The sequence below is a fragment of the Candidatus Methylomirabilota bacterium genome, assembly GCA_035315345.1.
Taxonomy (GTDB): Bacteria; Methylomirabilota; Methylomirabilia; order Rokubacteriales; family CSP1-6; genus CAMLFJ01.
On record DATFYA010000189.1, the window covers coordinates 30,567 to 45,995 of the forward strand.

General features: G+C 72.4%; 13 protein-coding genes. 9 read left to right on the forward strand and 4 right to left on the reverse strand.

Translation table 11 applies throughout. From position 1 onward, the window contains the following. Positions 1–4 precede the first annotated feature (4 nt). From VKN16_24230 to VKN16_24255, 6 genes are all read left to right on the forward strand, one after another. A complete protein-coding gene (locus VKN16_24230; protein ID HME97325.1) occupies positions 5–250 on the forward strand; it encodes a hypothetical protein in 246 nt (81 codons plus the stop codon). Next, a complete protein-coding gene (locus tag VKN16_24235) occupies positions 247–1,083 on the forward strand; it encodes a Cof-type HAD-IIB family hydrolase (protein HME97326.1) in 837 nt (278 codons plus the stop codon). Before VKN16_24230 ends, VKN16_24235 begins: the two co-directional genes overlap by 4 nt. Positions 1,084–1,087: 4 nt before the next feature. Then, the gene (locus tag VKN16_24240; GenBank protein HME97327.1) at positions 1,088–1,912 is read left to right on the forward strand and encodes a methyltransferase domain-containing protein; all 825 of its coding nucleotides are present in this window, start codon (positions 1,088–1,090) and stop codon (positions 1,910–1,912) included. A 68-nt stretch (positions 1,913–1,980) separates the two neighbouring features. Continuing rightward, on the forward strand, positions 1,981–6,006 hold the full coding sequence (locus VKN16_24245; GenBank protein HME97328.1) for a GAF domain-containing protein: 4,026 nt from the start codon (positions 1,981–1,983) through the stop codon (positions 6,004–6,006). Next, positions 6,003–7,175, forward strand: coding sequence for a SpoIIE family protein phosphatase (locus tag VKN16_24250; GenBank protein HME97329.1), 1,173 nt, complete (start codon positions 6,003–6,005; stop codon positions 7,173–7,175). The genes VKN16_24245 and VKN16_24250 overlap by 4 nt, the downstream gene beginning before the upstream one ends. 123 nt (positions 7,176–7,298) lie before the next feature. After that, positions 7,299–7,955 carry an ABC transporter substrate-binding protein gene (locus VKN16_24255; GenBank protein HME97330.1) on the forward strand — a complete coding sequence of 219 codons (657 nt, stop codon included), beginning with the start codon at positions 7,299–7,301 and terminating at the stop codon, positions 7,953–7,955. Between the two features lie 25 nt (positions 7,956–7,980). Here the strand turns inward: VKN16_24255 and VKN16_24260 are convergent, their stop codons facing one another. Together VKN16_24260 and VKN16_24265 are read right to left on the reverse strand one after the other, a co-directional pair. Further along, positions 7,981–9,615, reverse strand: a complete 1,635-nt coding sequence (locus VKN16_24260) for a tetratricopeptide repeat protein (GenBank protein ID HME97331.1) — start codon at positions 9,613–9,615, stop codon at positions 7,981–7,983. Next, positions 9,566–12,373 carry a caspase family protein gene (locus VKN16_24265; GenBank protein HME97332.1) on the reverse strand — a complete coding sequence of 936 codons (2,808 nt, stop codon included), beginning with the start codon at positions 12,371–12,373 and terminating at the stop codon, positions 9,566–9,568. The genes VKN16_24260 and VKN16_24265 overlap by 50 nt, the downstream gene beginning before the upstream one ends. Positions 12,374–12,599: 226 nt before the next feature. Between VKN16_24265 and VKN16_24270 the strand changes: the two genes are divergently transcribed. After that, positions 12,600–13,619 (forward strand): beta-propeller fold lactonase family protein, encoded by a 1,020-nt coding sequence (locus VKN16_24270; GenBank protein ID HME97333.1) that lies wholly within the window; start codon positions 12,600–12,602, stop codon positions 13,617–13,619. An 8-nt stretch (positions 13,620–13,627) separates the two neighbouring features. Then, on the forward strand, positions 13,628–14,254 hold the full coding sequence (locus VKN16_24275; protein ID HME97334.1) for a FecR family protein: 627 nt from the start codon (positions 13,628–13,630) through the stop codon (positions 14,252–14,254). 13 nt (positions 14,255–14,267) lie between these two features. On the opposite strand, the gene VKN16_24280 is transcribed toward VKN16_24275, so the two are convergent. Together VKN16_24280 and VKN16_24285 are read right to left on the reverse strand one after the other, a co-directional pair. After that, a complete protein-coding gene (locus VKN16_24280) occupies positions 14,268–14,459 on the reverse strand; it encodes a hypothetical protein (protein HME97335.1) in 192 nt (63 codons plus the stop codon). Positions 14,460–14,486: 27 nt separating this feature from the next. Then, positions 14,487–14,933, reverse strand: a complete 447-nt coding sequence (locus tag VKN16_24285) for a hypothetical protein (GenBank protein ID HME97336.1) — start codon at positions 14,931–14,933, stop codon at positions 14,487–14,489. 228 nt (positions 14,934–15,161) lie between these two features. On the opposite strand from VKN16_24285, the gene VKN16_24290 reads away from it, so the two are divergent. After that, on the forward strand, positions 15,162–15,398 hold the full coding sequence (locus VKN16_24290; GenBank protein HME97337.1) for a hypothetical protein: 237 nt from the start codon (positions 15,162–15,164) through the stop codon (positions 15,396–15,398). Positions 15,399–15,429 lie beyond the last annotated feature (31 nt).

The window sequence follows — 15,429 nt, forward strand, 5'->3', positions numbered from 1 at the left end:
CGCCATGCGCGCGCTGCTGATCCTGGCCGTCCTCCTGCTGGCCGTCGTCGTCCTCTCGCGGCTGCCCGCGCTCTTGAAGTCGAAGCTGCCGTCGGCGCCGCCGCGTCGTGACGAGCTGGTCAAGGATCCGGTCTGCCAGACCTACGTCCTGATGTCGCGCGCGGTCCGGGGCGAAGCGGAGGGCGCGCCCACCTACTTCTGCAGCCGCGAGTGCGCGGCCCGCTACCAGCGGGGCGAGCGGCGGGCGTGAGGCCGGCCGCGAGCCGGGAGGTAGCCGGCTACGACCTGCTGGTCTGCGACCTCGACGGCACCTTGATCGACGGCTCGATGACGCTCGAGCCCTCGCTGGCGACCGCGTTCCGGCGGGCCGCCGAGCGTGGGCTCGCGGTCTCGATCGCTACCGGCCGCATGCCCGCTGCGGCCGATCGCTACCGGGACGAGCTGGGCATCACCGCGCCGGTCATCTACTACAACGGCGCGCTCGTCCGCGACGGCAGCGGCCGCCCCGACCTGGTCTCACTGACGCTGCCCCGCGGCGTGCTCGCCCGCGCCTGGGCGGTGTTCTCGAACGCGCCGGTGCACCCCATCTTCTATCGCGACGGGCGGCTCCACTGTGTCGAGAAGACCTTCGAGATTCGCCGCTACTGCGACGAGGAGGGGCTGCGCGTGGAGGTGGTCGACGATCCGGCCGGGTTCCTCGAGCTGGGCGCGTTCATCAAGACGCTGCTCATCGCGCACCCGCGCGATCTCGACGTGGTCCGGGAAGAGCTGACCCCGGTGGTGGCCGAGCACGGCCGCCTGGTGCGCACCCGGCGCGACTACCTCGAGATCATCCCGGTGACCGCCTCCAAGGGCGCGGCGCTGGCGCGGCTGGCCGCTCATCTCGGCGTGTCGCTGGCGCGCGTGGTGGCGGTGGGCGACCAGGAGAACGATCTGGAGATGCTTCGCGAGGCCGGCCTCGGGGTGGCCATGCCGCACGCGCCCGAGCCGGTGCGGCACGCGGCCGACCGCGTGGCGCCGGACGCAGCCGACGGCGGCCTGCTCGCGCTGTTCGCCGAGCTGTTCCCCGGCCGCTTCGACTGACGCCGTGCCCGCGCATCCCGATCCCTGGCGCGCCATCGACCGCCAGCCCGATCCGGCGCGCTACGTGCGCATGATGGAGTCGCGCGGCCGGACGCCGACCCAGGCGCGCTTGCGCCGGCGCTTCCTGCGCTTCTGCGGGATCACGCGGGGATGGCGCGTGCTCGAGGTGGGCTGCGGCAGCGGGGTGGTGACCCGCGAGGTGGCCGCGCTGGTGGGCGCGCGCGGCCGCGTCACCGGCGTGGACAAGAGCCGCGTGCTGATGGCGGCAGCGCGCCGCCGCGCGCGCGAGGCGGGGCTCGACGGCCGCATCGACTTCCGGCTGGGCGACGCCGGCGCCCTGCCCCTGCGAAGCGGCCGCTTCGATTGCGCGCTGGCGGTGACGGTGCTGCTGCACGTGGCGCGCCCCGGCGCCGTGCTGCGCGAGCTGGTGCGGGTCACCCGCGCGGGCGGGGTGGTGGGGCTCCAGGACCAGGACTTCGGCACCCAGGTGCTCGATCATCCGGATCGAGCGCTGACGCGGCTGATCTTCGACGGCGTGGCCGCGCGCATGTATCCCGAACCCTACTCGGGCCGCACCCTGGTGCGCCGACTCGTGGCGCTGGGGCTCGAGCGCGTGCGCCTGCTCGCCGACGTCTACCAGGTGCGGAGCCTCGATCCGTTCACGCACGATCTGCTCGAGCGGCGCGCCGGCAACGCGGTGAAGTTCGGGCTGATCGGCGCGGCGCGCGCGGCCCGCTGGGTCGCGGCGATCGAGCGGGCGGACGCGGCGGGCCACTTTGTCTTCACCTTCAACTACTACGGCGCCGCCGGCCTCAAGCCCCGCCCCTAGCCCCGGGTGCAGGAAGGAGGGAGGAAACCGGCGGGCGCTTATACTGGACGGGCATGAGTGCCGACGGCGTGAGGGGGCTGGAGTCGCGGCTGCACGAGACGGCGGCGCTGCTCGCGGTCGCGCGGGTGGCCAGCACCACCACCGACTTCGGCGAGGCGCTGCGCCTCATCTGCCGCGAGCTGGCCCGGCTCACCTCAGCCGAGACGGTGGCGGCCTACGTCCGGCAGAGCGAAGACGCCGAGCTGACGCCGGTCGCGGCGTATCACGTACCCAAGGCGGCGCTCGAGGGCCTGGCCAGTAGCCGCCTCACCGCCGCCGACCAGCGCGGGTTCGACGCGGTCTTCCGCAGCGGGCAGGTCATCTGGAGCGACGATCTGCCGACCGATGCGCGCTTCGCCATCGATCTCTTCCGCCGATTCCCCCACCAGTCGGGGCTGATCATCCCGCTGTTCATCGACGGGCAGGTCGCGGGCGCGTTCTACCTGGTGTGGTGGACGGCGCGCCGCCGCTTCGAGGACGCCGAGCTGGCGCCGCTGCAGGCGATCGGCGAGCAGGCCGGCGTCCTGCTGCGCAACGCGCGCCTGCACGAGGCGCTCAACACGCGGGCCACGCGCCTGCACACGCTGGCGCGCCTCAACCAGCTCGTCTCCTCTTCGCTCGAGCCCGACGAAGTGCTCTCCGGCATCGCGGCCTCCGCGGTGGAGCTGATGCGGGTGCCCGCGGTCTCGGTGTGGGTGTTCGACGGGCTCGCGAAGCGCCTCGAAGCGCGCGCGGCGGCCGGCGGCATGACCGGGCTCCTGCGGCGGACGCTCGAGGTCGGCGAGGGCGAGGTGGGCCGGGTCGCCGCCGAGCGGACCCAGCTGGAGATCGCCGACGTGTTCGGCGACCCGCGGATCGCCGATCCCGACTGGTGGCGGCAGAGCGGGCTCAAGAGCTTCCTCGGCATCCCCATCGTCTTCCAGGACCTGCTGCTGGGCGTGCTCGTGTTCGGCGGATGGAATGCCTTCCGGTTCGCGGCCGACGATCGCGAGCTGCTGGAGATCTTCGTCAGCCAGTCCGCGGCGGCGATCGCCAAGGCGCGCCTCTTCCAGGACATCCAGGACCGACGGCGGCTGACCGAAGACCTCTACGCCCTGACCCAGGCGATGGACCGCACCATGGACCTGCAGGAGCGCGCGGACATCTTCACCGCGGGGGCCAGCCGCGCGCTCAACTTCGATCGGCTCAACGTCTGGCTCGCCGAGAGCGACGGGGCGACGCTCTGCCTGGTGTCGGGGAGCGACGTGCGCCCCGACGTGCCCCGTCACATCCCGCTCCAGGGCAGCGGGGGCTTCGAGGTCGTGTGGCGTTCCGGGATCACCCTGATGGTGAGCAGCGACGAGCAGCTCGCGCAGATGCCGCCCTTGCCGGAGAGCCTGCACGGCCATCCGGTGCTTCGGACCCGCCGGTTCGCCCTGGTGCCGCTGCTGTTTCAGGGGCGGCCGATCGGGGTGGTCAGCGCCGACAACAAGCCGAGCCGCCGCCCCCTGACCCGCCGCGGCGTCGCGCACCTCGAGCTCTTCTGCCAGCAGCTCGCCACCTCGGTGAACAACGCGCGCCTCTACGGGGAGACGCGTCAGCGCGAGCGCGACGCCACCATCCTGCTCGACGTGACCCGCAAGCTCTCGTCGACTCTCGAGCTCGACGAGGTGATCGACCTGATCTCCGACGGCACCATCCAGGCCCTCGGCTGCGCGGCGGCCGGCTTCTATCGCTGGGATCCCGCGCGCGGTGGGCTGGTATTCGTGCGCGGCCGCAACCATCCGATGGACTTCGCGCGGCCCCTGTTGCTCCGGCCGGGCGAGGGCGTCACCGGGCGCGCCTACTCCGAGCGGCGTCCCGCGTGGTGCAACGATCGCCTGACCGATTCGTCGATGGTGTACTCGGAGGGCAACGCGGCCGCGATGGCGCGGTCCGACGCGCCCCGCGCCTATCTGGCCGTGCCCATCCTGATCCGCGACGAGGTGTTCGGGGTGCTCGGCGGGTCGTACTTCGTGCCCCACGTGTTCACCGAGCGCGAGGTGAACCTGCTCGCCAACCTGGCCGCGCAGGGCGCGGTGGCCATCGAGAACGCGCGCCTGTACTCGGCCACGCGGCAGAACCTGGCCGGCGCCGCGCTGCTCAACGCGGCGGCGCGCACGCTTCACCGCACGCTCGACGTCCGCCGGCTCTTGCCCGACGCGGCCGGCACCCTCGCCCAGACTTTCGGGGCGCGCCGCTCCGGTCTCGTGCTGTTCGAGGAGCGCGGCGGCGACGTCATCTCGTCGGGAGACTGGAGCCACGAGGCGGTGCGGGCCCTCGCCGAGCCACTGCGGCGGCGCGAGGCACCGCTGCTGGTTCCGGACGCGTCGGCCCGGCCGGACCTGGTCGCCTCCGGGGCCCTGGATTCGGCCGAGGGGCTCGCCGCCTTCCCGGTGCGCGGCCGGAGCCGGGTCCTGGGCGGGCTGCTGCTGGTGTTCACCGCGCCGCGCGAGCTGACCGAGGCGGAGACGCGGCTCGTCGCCGCGTACGCCGACCAGCTCGCGATGGCCCTGGACAACGCGAGCCTCTTCGAGGAGGCCGAGAACCGGAAGACGCGGCTCGAGCAGGTGTTCGCGTCGACGTCGGAGGGCTTCCTGGTGCTCGACCTCGAGCGCCGCGTGGTGGCCCTGAACCGCCAGGGCGGTGATCTCCTCGGGGTGAATCCCCTCGAGGTGATCGGCCGCGGCCTCTCCTCGCTGATGGAGACGATCGAGGGATCCGTCGAGTGGACGGCCGCCGCCGGCCAGGCCTTCGTCGCGGCCATCGGCCGTCCCGAGCAGACCGCCGACGGAGATCTCGAGGTGCGCCGCCCGGAGCGGCGGACGCTGCGCTGGCTGGCCATGCCGACCCGGGACCTGCTGGGGGCGGTGGTGGGGGCCACCGTCACGATCCGGGACGTCACGCGCGAGCGCGAGATCGACCGGATGAAGACCGAGTTCGTCTCCACCGTCTCCCACGAGCTGCGCACCCCGCTGGCGTCCATCAAGGGCTCGCTGCACCTGCTCCTCTCCGACGAGGGGCTCGTGCTCGACGAGACCCAGCGCCACCTGGTGGACATCTCGCTGAAGAACACCGACCGCCTCATCCGGCTCATCAACAACATCCTCGACATCTCCAAGATGGAAGCCGGCCACATCCATCTGGACCTGGCCCTGCATCGCCCGGTCGACTTCGTCGAGATGGCGGTGGAGGGCATCAAGGGCTTCGCGGAGTCGCGGACCATCGCGATCGAGTCGGAGGTCGCCCCGGACACCCCCGAGGTGCGGGTGGATTTCGACCGCATGGTCCAGGTGGTGACGAACCTGCTCTCCAACGCCATCAAGTTCTCCCCCGAGCGCGGCCGGGTGGAGGTCGGGGCGCGCGGCGCCGGCGGCCAGGTCGAGATCTGGGTGACCGATCACGGGCAGGGCATCGCCCCCGAGGACGTCGGCCGCCTGTTCAAGAAGTTCCAGCAGCTCGACGGCCGCACCGTGCGCGCGGTGAGCGGCACCGGGCTCGGGCTCGCCATCTGCCGCGGCATCGTCGAGGAGCACGGCGGTCGGATCGGGGTCGAGAGCCAACCCGGGCAGGGCGCGACCTTCACGGTGCGGCTGCCGGTACCCGGCGTCGTGGGCGCCACGCCCCGCGTCGAGCTGCCCGCGCCGGGGGCCGAGCAGGCGCCGCTGGTGCTGGTGGTCGACGACGAGCCCGACGTGCGCGCGCTGCTGCGCGACATGCTCAACACCGCCGGCATACGGGTGATCGAGGCGGGCCGCGTGCTCGAGGGCGTCGAGATGGCCCGCCAGCGCCAGCCCGACGTCATCACGATGGACCTCATGCTGCCGGATCTGGACGGCTTCGAGGCGATCCGGCTGCTGCGCGAGCAGCCGGAGACGCGCGACACCCCGGTGGTGGTGCTGAGCGCGATCGAAATCGAGGCGGGCGACCCGCGCGCCCTCGGCGCCACCGTCGGCCTGGTCAAGCCGTTCACGTCCGCCGACCTGCTCAAGGCGATCCACGCGCAGATCCGGCCGCGCGACGAGGCCCGGCCGTGACCGCCGCGCGCATCCTGGTCGTCGACGACGAGGTGGACATCAACACGGTGCTGAGCGTCACCCTGCGGCGGGCCGGCTACGACGTGGTGAGCGCCGCCGACGGAGTCGAGGCCGTGGAAGCGGTGGAGCGCCAGGCGCCCGACCTGATCCTGCTCGACATCATGATGCCGCGGGCCGACGGCCTCGAGACGCTGCGCCGCATCCGTGCGCACGCGCCCGCCGCGCACGTGCCGGTGATCATGCTCACCGCCCGCTCCACCCTGACCGACAAGATGGACGCCTTCGAGCGCGGCGCCGACGACTACGTGGCCAAGCCGTTCGAGCCCGCCGAGATCCTGGCCCGGGTGCAGGCCCTCCTCAAGCGCACCGCACAGTCGCGGGTGGCCAGCCCGCTCATGAGCGTGCTGGGCGACTGGTTCACCGCCGAGCGCATGGCCCAGTTCGGCCGCGATCTCGAGGCGGCGCGCGACATCCAGGAGCGGTTGATGCCCCCGGTGCCGCCGGCCATCGCCGGCCTCGAAGCGGGCGCGGTGCTGCGCTCGTCCACCGTGGTGGGCGGCGACTTCTTCGAGATCGTTCCCATGGGCGAGCGGACCGGTGTGGCGGTCGGCGACGTCTCCGGCAAGGGCATCCCGGCCGCGCTGCTGATGGTCATGGTGCGGACGCTGCTGCGCGAGATCGCCCGCGGCCTGACCGAGCCCGCCGACGTGCTCACCCGGCTGAACGTCTCGCTGTGCCTGGACATGCCCCCGACCATGTTCGCCACGCTGGTGCTCGCGGTGCTCGATCCGGCCCAGCCCGGCCGGGTCACGATCTCGAGCGGGGGGCATCCGGATCCGGTGCTCTTCCGCGCCGGCGGCGAGCCGACCGCGGTGGACATGGGCGCCGCGGGCGGCCCGGTGCTCGGCGTCTTCGACGATTCCGTCTACGAGCAGACCACGCTCGGCCTCGACACGCCCGGCGACGCTCTCATCCTGGTCACCGACGGGATCCTGGAGGCCCAGGACCAGGACGGCCACCGGCCCGGGCGCGCCGCGCTCCGTCCGGTGCTGGTGCGCGAGCGCGCGCGCAATCCGCCGGCGCTGGCCCGGCTCCTGGCCGAGGACGTGCTCCGGCGCGGCGGCTCGCGCATCCAGGACGACATGACCGTCTTCGTGCTCAGGCGCTAGGCTCCCGCGCCAGGAGGTCGATCCGCATGCCTCGCCCCTCGTTGCCCTGCTCGCGCTCCTCGCCGCCGTCGGGGTCGCCTCGGCCCAGCCCGCCCGGCAGGAGGTGGTGATCCTCACCTCGTCGTGATCTCCGCGCCCTCGCGCAGCGGCAGCACGCATCTCACCATCGAGGTGATCCTGCAGGCGTACGGCTGGGAGAGGGGCTGGACGCTGCTCCGGCAGACCGGCGGCAACATGGGCTCGATCACCGAGCGCCGCTTCGGGGTGCCGGAGGCGGTGGTCTCGGGGCAATACGGGATCGGCGTGGTGATCGACTTCTTCGGCCTCTCCGCGATCGCCTCCGGCCGGCCCATCGACTTCGCGTACCCCTCGCTCATGTCGGTGGTGCCGGCCTCGGTGGCGGTGGTGAGGAACGGCCCCAATCCGGCGAACGCGCGGGCCTTCGTCGAGTACCTGCTGGGCGAGGAGGGCCAGCTGCGGCTCTTCGGGCCGGGGATCGGCCGCCTGTCCGTGGTTCCCGCGCTCTGCGCGAAGGCCCCGAAGGGCTATCCCAATCCGTTCGCGACGAAGCTGGGCGGGGTGGACTTCGTCCACAAGCTCTCCTCCGGCCGCCGCAACATCGTCAACTCGCTGTTCGATCACGTGATCACGTTCCGTCACGCGGAGCTGAAGGCGGCCTGGGGCGCGATCCACGCCGCGGACGCCCAGGAGGCGAAGGCCAAGGCGGCCTACGCGCGGGCGCGCGAGCTGGCCGAGGGGGCGTCCTCGCGGATCCGCTGAGGCCGGGCCGCGCCCGCGCGCCGCCCTAGTTCGCGGCGGGGAGCTTCGCGCGGATGGCGCGGGCCTGGGCCTGCATCTCGGCGGCTTCGGCGTCGCGATTCGTCTGCTTGAGCAGGGCGCCGTACTCGTCGAGGGTCTCGGCGACCTCCGGATGCTCCGGGCCGAGCGACTTGCGCTGGAGCGTCAGCGCCCACTGGTACAGCGGCTCGGCCTGCGCGAAGCGGCTCTGGGCGCGATAGAGCGACGCCAGTTCCACGATGCCGGCCGCGACCTGGGGATGCTCGGGCCCCAGCACCTTCTCGCCGATCGCCTGGGCCCGCCGATAGAGCGGCTCCGCCTGGGGGAACCGGCCCTGGATCCGGTAGAGGTTGGCCAGGCTGACCAGATCGAGCGCGACGCGCGGCGAGTCCGGGCCCAGCCGCTTCTCGTCGATGGCGAGCGCCCGCTGGTACGACGTCTCCGCGTCGGCATATCGATTCTGCAGCCGCTGCGACTCGCCGAGCGCGCGCAGGCTTCGCGCGAGATCCGGATGCTCGGGTCCGAGCGTTTTCTCCTGGATGGCGATCGCGCGGGTGGCCAGCGGCTCGGCCGGCGCGCCGTTCTGCCTGAGCACCGCGACCTCGGCCAGATCGCTGAGGGACGCGGCCACCGCGGGGTGTTCCGGCCCGAGCGCCTTCTCGCGGATGCCGAGCGCGCGCCGGCCGAGCGCCTCGGCCTCGGCGTAGCGGCCGCGAACCCGGGCGAGCGCGGCGAGCGGGTCGAGGGCCGTCGCGACGTCGGGGTGTTCCGGCCCGAGCGCCTTCTCGGCCACCGCGAGGGCGCGGCGGGCCAGCGGCTCGGCCTGAGCGAAGCGGCCCTGCTCGACGTACACCGCGCTCAACGTCACCAGCGGCGCGATCACCGCCGGGTGCTCGGGCCCGAGGGCTTTTTCGCGGATGGCCAGCGCGCGCTGGGTCAGCTGCTCGGTCTCCACGTAGCGGCTCTGGGTCCGGTAGAGCGCGGCGAGGGTCGACAGGCTCGCGGCCACCTCGACCTGCTCGGGCCCCAGGGCTTTTTCGCGGATGGCCAGCGCGCGGCGGCTGCGGGTCTCGGCGTCCGTGTAGCGGCCCTGCTGGCGCTCGAGCGAGGCCAGCGCGTCGAGCGTGCCGGCGACCTCGACGTGCTCGGGTCCCAGCACGCGCTCGTCGATGGACAGGGCGCGGCGCAGGAGCGGGTCGGCCTGGCCGAAGCGGCCCCGCGCGGCGTCCAGGCCGCCCAGCGCGGTCAAGGTCGCGGCGACCTCGGGATGATTGGGTCCGAGCAGCGTCTCGCCGATGACGAGCGCGCGCTGGAGGAGGGGCTCGGCGGGCGGATACTTGCCGCCGGCCTGATAGGCGGCAGCGAGCTGGCCCAGGCTCAGGGCCACCCGCGGATCCTGAGGTCCCACGCGCTCCGCTCGCTCCAGCGCGGAGGCGAAGAAGCGCTCGGCTTCCGCGTAGCGCCCCTGCTGGTAGGCGCGATCGCCTGCCGCCATCGGCGACTCCCAGCTCTGCGGATCGGCCGCGGGCTGGGCGGTGACGCCGGCCGGCGCGGCCAGGATCGCGAGCGCGGCCAGGGTCCGGGCGAGGCGGCTAATTGCGCTTCCCGGTCTTCGTGAGCGGGAGGATGCCCTCCAGCTCACCCTTGAGCATCGGATGCTGGTTGCCGCCCACCGCGCGCGACTTCTTGCTGACCTCCTGGGCGAGGTACTCGTAGATCTCTTGCAGCGACACGATGCCGTCGCGGTTGAGATCAGCGTAGCCCTGCAGCCCGCGCACCAGGTAGTAGGTGAAGACGCCGTGGCCCAGGTCGGCCAGCTCGATGGAGACCTCGGACGGACGCGACGCGGTCACGATGGCGCGGCCCTTCGAGCGGGTGAGGCGGTCGAGGAAGATGTCGTCCACATTGACCCCGCGCGTCTTGGTCGAGGCGAAGGTGCGTCCGCCCGCGGCCCCGCTGTAGCAGGCGTCGAGGAAGACGGTGACCCGCTCGGCCTCGATCCGCTGGAGCACGTTCTGCATCTCGTCCATGGGCAGGGCGCTCGAGTAGAGATCGTCGGGGTCGGCGTCGATCGGCACCAGGTACTTCGAGAGGCCGTCGCGCTCCATGCCGCGCTGGTCCACCTCGGACGCCCCGTGGCCCGCGAAGTAGATCACGACCAGGTCGTCCTTGTGAGCCGAGCGGGCCAGGAACGTCCCGAGCGCCCACTTGATGTTGCGCAGGGTGGGCTTGCGCTCGGTCCTGTCGGTGAGCAGCAGGATGTTCTCCTTCTTGAAGCCGCCGGAAGCCAGCAGCGTCTGGTAGACCGCGTCGGCGTCCGCCACCGGGTAGCGCAGCTTCGGCACCGCCGGGCTCTCGTAGCCGCCCACCCCGATGACGACCGCCCACTGCGTGGAGGGCGGCGGGGCCGGTGGCGCGGGCGGAGCGGGCGCCGCGAGCGGAGCCACCGGCTTGGGGCGATCCAGGATCACGGTGCGGACTTCCTGCCGCGCGGTGCCGTCCGGCTCCAGCGCGGTGATCACGATGGCGTTCGGGCCGTCGCGCAGCGTGAGCGGCGCGCTCACCGCCACCGACTTCTGCGGGCTGCGCTCCTCCTGCTGGTGGACCTCGGTGCCGTTGAGGGAGACGGTGATGCGGCTGACCCCCTTGCTCGACCGCGCGACCGCCGCGACCACGCTGGCCTCGTCGGCGACCCGCGAGCGGTCCTCCGGGTAGCGCACGTCCACCGCGAGCGGCACCAGCTTCTCGAGGTGAATCGTCCGCATCTCCTGGTGCATCGTCCCGTCGGTCTCCGACGCGGTGACCACGAGCGTGTTCTGCCCCTCGACCAGCTTCACGGGCAGGTTCACCGCCATCGAGGACTGCTGGGTCCGGTTCTCCTGCTTCCACAGCTCGACGCCGTTGGCGGTGACCAGCACCTGCCGCACGCCGGTGCCGCCGTTCACCACCGCCGCGAACGTCAGGCTGTCCTGGTTCACGCGCGCCTGGTTCGCCGGCGTCGAGATCGCGATGCGGAACGCCGGCACGCTCCTGGATGTGTCGGGAGGCCGCGCGGCCACCGCGGGCGGGGGAGGCGCCGACGGCAGCGTCGGCGTCACCGCGGCGGGGGCGGCGGCGGGAGCCGCGGGTGCGCGCGGGGGCGCAGTCCCGCCCGACGGTGGCGTCGGCATAGCCGGTGGCGACGGGCTGGCCGGCGCAGCGGCCGCTGACGGAGGAGTCGGCGGAGCGGGCGTGGCCGGGGCGGGCGCGCGCGAAGGCTCCGGCTGGGGCTTCGGCTCCGCGCCGGTCTCGGCAGGCGCCGCGGAGACCGGCGGCGCGGGTACCGGCGCGGCCACGGCCGGTGGTCTGGCGGCGGGCGGCGCGGCGGCGGGCGGTGTTGGCGCAGGCGCCACCGGAGCGGGCGCAGGCGCCGGGGATGTTGCCGAGGCCGGCGGCGGGCCCGGCACGCCTGGCGGCGCCGGTCGAGCGGGCGCCGGCGCTGGCGCAGCCGACGGCGCGGCGGCGATGGCCGGAGCGGGCTTGTCATAGAACAGCACGCGGCCTTCCTGCCGCGAGGCACCGGAGCCGTCCGTCACGGTGACGATCAGCGTGTTCTTGCCGGGCGCGAGCTTGACCGGCACGCTCAACGGCACGTCCTTGCCGGGCACGCTCGATTCCTGCTTCTGCGCGATCTCGGCGCCGTTGAGCGTGACCGCGATCCGCAGCGTGCCCGCGCCTCCCGTGATCTTGCCGGTCAGCGTCGCGCGCTCCCCGGTCACGCGGCTCTCGTCCTTCGGGTCCATGACGGCCACCACCAACGGGGTGGCGGTCGGCTTGTCGAGCGCCACCGCCTGGAAGGCGAAGCCGCTCAGGTCGTTGCCGTCGGCGCGGACGAGCTGCTGGATGGCCGGCGCGTACCAGAACGCCAGCTCCACCCGGCGGGCCTGAGGTGACGCGGCGAGAAAGCGCGGCTCCAGCACCTGCACGATGCGGTAGGCCTTGAACGTGCCCGCGGGCACGCGCACGTCCTCGTAGGCGTCGACCTTCCAGGAGAGGCGCGCGAGGCTCTGCCCGTACTGCGGGTCCAGACTCTTGAGGGTGAGCCAGCTCACGCCCCACTGGCCGACCTCGAGCGGCCACGTGGGCGACGCCGGCGGCTCCAGCTCCAGCACGACCTGTCCGCCCCGTACGATGCGGGCGATGCCGAGATCGCGGGTGAGATGCACCTCGCGCCCGCCGTCGGCCGCGAACACGTAGCGGCCGTTCTCGATCCGGATGAGGTCGTAGGCGCCGTCGCTGCGGATCCACTTGTCGCCGACCGAGTAGGTGGGACGCTCCGCCCTGGGTGCCTGGGCCGACGCGGGGCTCCCCAGCAACGTCAGGGGAAGGATCGTCAGGAGGGCGAGGAGCGCGCCCGGCATGCTGCCCTTACTGCATCGCATCCACTTCGCGGGAATCGCGTTGCTCAGGCTCTCCCCAAGGCTCGTCCGGGCGGACATGGCGCTCAGTGTGAAGTAGAGACTAAGCCCTCACCTCCGCCCTGTCAACGAACCGAAACCCGGGAATGTCCTTGACTCGCAAGGCGTCCTGGACCAAGGTAGGGGGCGCTTTCCGAGCCGTTCCGCTGTGGTTGCCAGGGAGGAGTCCATGCCGTCGATCCATTCAGCCATCCGGAGACGCTCCGCCATCGTCACCGCCTGCGTTCTCGCCCTCTCCGGCTGCGCGACGGAGACGCAGACCGCGAAGGAGGCCGCCGACGAGTCGCCCCGCGCGCGCGTCTTCGTGGCCAACGAGAGCTCGAACTCGGTGACGGTCATCGACGGCGACAGCTACCAGGTCGTCGGCACGGTGGACGCGCGCAACCACGCCACCCACGACCTGGCCGTCTCCCGCGACGGACGCTGGCTCTTCGCCACCAACCTGGCCTCCGGCCGGTTGTCGGCCATCAACACGCGCGCGCTCGAGACGGTGGCGTCGATCGCCACCGGCGATCGGGCGCACGTGGTGACGCTCACCAACGACAACCGCCAGGCCTGGGTCGCCAACATCGGCGACAACACGATCTCGATCGTGGACACCACGAGCTTCCGCATCCTCGGCACCATCGGGGTGGGGAAGGGGCCGACCGGGCTGACGTTCTCGCGCGACGGACGCTTCGCGTACGTGAGCAATCAGGGCGACAAGACGGTGGAGATCATCGACACCGCCTCGCTGAAGGTGATCAAGGCGATCCCGGTGGGCACGAATCCGCATTTCCTGGTCCTCGGCCCCGACGGGCGCATCTGGGGCACCAACACCGGGGGCACCGACATCTACGTCATCGATCCCGCCACCCAGGACAAGATCGCGTCGCTCAACGTCGGTCCCGCGCCGCAGCAGATCGCGTTCGGCTTCAAGGGCCTCCAGGGCCCGAACGCCTACGTCACCGTCGCCGGACTGAACCGGGTGGTGGTGGTGAGTGCCGACCCGAAGAATCTGAGAATCCTCGAGCAGATCGACGTCGGTCAGCGCCCGAACGGGATCTCGGGCAACCGGGAAGGCACGCGCCTCTTCGTGGTCCACGAGGTCTCGAACGACCTGAAGGTGATCGACACCGGCAGCAGCTCGGTGCTGGCCACCGTGCCGGTCGGCCGCAAGCCCATCCGCGTCGTCTTTCACGGGAACTGAGGGGCGCCGTGGGCCGCATCGCATCCGGGAGTCTCGCGGCCGCGCTGGCGTGGGCCGCGTGGTCGCTGGCGCCGTCCGACGCGGTCGCGCAGGGCGTGCCGGTGGGCACCGCGCAGAATGCGGTGGGCACGCTGGTGGTGGTGAGGACCGACGGCATCGAGCATCGGTTGCAGGGGCGCGGCTCGCTGCCGCTCTTCGAGGGCGACGTGCTCCGCACCGAGCCGGGCAGCCAGGCCATGGTGCAGCTGCGTCCGGGCGCGCCGGTGGCGCTCAACGAGAAGACCTCGCTGAAGATCCTTTCGCGCTGGGAGAAGGCGGCGGGGACGATCCGCATTTTGCGCGTGAGTCAGGGCGAGGTGTGGGCCAAGGGGGGCAGCGGCCCGGGCGCGCTGGAGATCGAGACACCGGCCGCGGTCGCGACGGTGCGCGACGCCGAGGTCGACGTGAAGGTGGCGGAGGACGGACAGAGCGCGCTCACGGTGGTGAGCGGCAGCGCCGAGTTCGGGACGCCGTTCGGGGTCTGCGCGGTGAAGAGCGGCACCGCCAGCGTGGGCGCCCGGGGAGCGGCCTGCACCGCGCCGCAGCCCGCCAACGCGGCGGCCGCGGTGGGATGGAAGCAGGCGGTCAGTCAGTGAGCGCGGCGGGGCCTCAGCCGAAGATCATGTAGAGGGCCACGCCCATCAGCGCGAGCCAGACCAGGATGCCGATCGTGAAGGCGCGCTGACCTTCCATCGGCTTCTTGTCCGAGCGACGACGCGAGACTCGCAGGCCGGTCAGCAAGATCAGCACCGCTCCGACGACCAGGAAGATCGTGTCGAGAGTCGCATTGTCACCGTCCATGTGAACCTCGCGATCATCGGCGCGCCGTCACCGGGGGCGGGTGCCGATGGGGGGCCGGGCGGTCTCTCGAATGGCCTCGATTCGCGCGCTGCGCTCGAGCTCGTCCGCGTCGAAGGCGGCGTCCTGCTGCTCGGCCGAGCGGACGATGTAGGCGGGGCCGACGGAACCGTCGGGGAACGAATGCGAGCGCTCGAGCCGGACCACGGTCCCGAGGGCGACCCCGTCGGCCATGCGGCTCAGCGTATCCCCGGCGCGGAAGAAGAACATCCAGTCGCTCTGGCCCTTCGAGCGCGAGGGCCGCGGCGCGGGCTCCGGGACCGCCGCGGCCGGCGCCGGCTCGGGAGCCGCGACGACCGGGGTCTCGGCGACCGGCCGGACCTCGCGGGCGGACCGGACGAGTAGCGCGACGGCGAGCGTGAGGACGAGCAGGCCGAGCAAGGTTCCGCCGACGATCTTGGATCGTAACGACGCCATGGCTGGACGAAGAGCAAGAAGAGCGCCAGATTTTGCGCACTGCAAGGACGCACGTTTATGATGAGGCGCTCGATGCCGCCTGACAAACTCTGGCCGCCGGGCCTGACAAGCTCGGCAGCGGACCTCGTCGATGGTGAACCAACTAGCTGATTTCCGGCCGACTCTCGCGTGGCCCACGTCTTGCTCCTCGACCACCGCAGGCTGCTGACGAGGTCGAGGAGGCTGGACATGGACACGCCCGTCAAGGATGGGCTGGTGCTGGAGAAGCTGATGAAGCGCGGCGCGGCGGTCTGCGTCGTCGCGCTGGGTGGCGTCGCGGTGGGGCTGGCAGTGTGGGCGCTGCGGCGCTGGCAGGACGAGCGCCGGTATCAGGCCTGGCGCGCTGCCGTGACCGCCGATCCGTATCGCCGGGACCGGAACGGCTACCCGGTGGGCGCGCAGCTCGGCCTCTCACGCGCCCGGTAACACGCCCCCGGCGGGCGCACCGGGCGCCCGC

Coding starts and splice junctions, on each gene's coding strand:
- VKN16_24230 (HME97325.1), top strand. CDS start 5: ATGCGCGCGCTGCTGATCCTGGCCGTCCTCCTGCTGGCCGTCGTCGTC.
- VKN16_24270 (HME97333.1), top strand. CDS start 12,600: ATGCCGTCGATCCATTCAGCCATCCGGAGACGCTCCGCCATCGTCACC.
- VKN16_24290 (HME97337.1), top strand. CDS start 15,162: ATGGACACGCCCGTCAAGGATGGGCTGGTGCTGGAGAAGCTGATGAAG.
- VKN16_24265 (HME97332.1), bottom strand. CDS start 12,373: ATGCCGGGCGCGCTCCTCGCCCTCCTGACGATCCTTCCCCTGACGTTG.
- VKN16_24280 (HME97335.1), bottom strand. CDS start 14,459: ATGGACGGTGACAATGCGACTCTCGACACGATCTTCCTGGTCGTCGGA.
- VKN16_24285 (HME97336.1), bottom strand. CDS start 14,933: ATGGCGTCGTTACGATCCAAGATCGTCGGCGGAACCTTGCTCGGCCTG.